Below are 1199 nucleotides of genomic sequence, written 5' to 3'. Positions count from 1 at the left end.
CGCAGCAGCTCCCACACGCGCTGCTGGAAGGGCGTGCCGTGGCGCATGTCGAGCGGCAGATCGAGACCGGCGCCGGGGGCTTCGATGAAGCGCGCTGTCGCCGCGACATCGTCGCGCAAGCCGGCCTCGTCTTCGAGCAGCACCCTGCCGGGGAAGCGGTCGGCGAGGTCCTGTTCCAGCGTATTGGCGTCGAAACCGATCAGGATGCCGCAGACGCCGATGGGGCTGCGCGCCACGACGATGTTTCCAAGCGCGCACTGGCCGGTGGCATAGGTGATGGTGTCGAGGGCGACGCCGGCGGCTGTCGCCGGCATATGGGTTTGCATGTGGTTCATTGCCTTCACTCCTTGTTGTGCCTGAACCCTAGCCACGGACCGGATGTTCCTCACTCCGGTGCTTGCTTTCAAATTGAAATTTCAGCTCACGAGCGCTCACCACGACCGCCGAGTTCTGTGGCGCCCCCCTCTGTCCTGCCGGACATCTCCCCCACGAGGGGGGAGATTGGCTGTCATCGCGGCCTTCGCCAATCTTCCAACGTCGCAAGAAAAGAGCCGTCGTCACAACTGCCAATCTCCCCCCAAGAGGGGGAGATGTCCGGCAGGACAGAGGGGGGCGCCGTAGAGCGCCAAGTGTATCTAAGCGACACGTCTGACGGACACCTCGCCGAGCACGAACACCTCGCCTGATATCAACCGCAGCTCGAACTCGCCGCTCACCGTGCGGCCCCATTCGGCCTTGCCATCCTCGACCAGCTCTCCCATGGCGGCCATCACCAGCGTCTTCGCGTCCTCTCGGCTGACGGCAGCGCCGTTGGCGATCTGGCTGTTCGCACCGGCGGTGGAAGACCTGGCCATCGCGCGCATTGCCGGGTCCTCGTCAGGCCCGCGAGGGCCGGCAGGCATTGCCGCGTGCCTTCATCGGCCCACCGGCTTCGCGGTCGAGCAGCGCGCGTTTGCGCTCCGCGCCCCAGGCATAGCCCGACAGGGCGCCGTCCTTCCTGATCACGCGGTGGCAGGGAATAGCGACCGCAAGGGCGTTGGCCGCACAGGCGGCGGCGATGGCGCGGGTCGCATTCGGCGCGCCGATACGCCGCGCGATCTCGGCGTAGGAGACGGTGCGGCCGGCCGGGATGTCCCGCAAGGCCTGCCAGACGCGCTGCTGGAACGCGGTGCCGCGCACGTCGAGCGGCAGGTCGAGAC

The 1199-nt window shown here is 67.4% G+C and carries 2 protein-coding genes and 1 pseudogene; all 3 read right to left on the bottom strand.

Annotation, left to right across the window (positions count from 1 at the left end; all coding sequences use genetic code 11):
* Positions 1-335 (bottom strand): annotated as a pseudogene (locus tag O7A61_RS32235) (methylated-DNA--[protein]-cysteine S-methyltransferase); the annotation flags it as partial.
* A gap of 300 nt (positions 336-635) precedes the next feature.
* The gene (locus O7A61_RS32230; RefSeq protein ID WP_337133180.1) at positions 636-854 is read right to left on the bottom strand and encodes a hypothetical protein; all 219 of its coding nucleotides are present in this window, start codon (positions 852-854) and stop codon (positions 636-638) included.
* A 22-nt stretch (positions 855-876) separates the two neighbouring features.
* Positions 877-1199 (bottom strand): methylated-DNA--[protein]-cysteine S-methyltransferase (locus O7A61_RS32225; protein ID WP_337133179.1); only part of this gene is annotated, 323 nt, incomplete at its 5' end.

It is taken from the genome of Mesorhizobium sp. Cs1321R2N1 (assembly GCF_037179725.1).
In the GTDB taxonomy this organism is placed as follows: domain Bacteria; phylum Pseudomonadota; class Alphaproteobacteria; order Rhizobiales; family Rhizobiaceae; genus Mesorhizobium; species Mesorhizobium salmacidum.
This window is presented reverse-complemented; position numbering and strand designations above follow the sequence as displayed.

Bases quoted from the DNA above. Each gene is read 5' to 3' on its own strand.
- O7A61_RS32230 (WP_337133180.1), bottom strand. From the start codon at position 854: ATGGCCAGGTCTTCCACCGCCGGTGCGAACAGCCAGATCGCCAACGGC.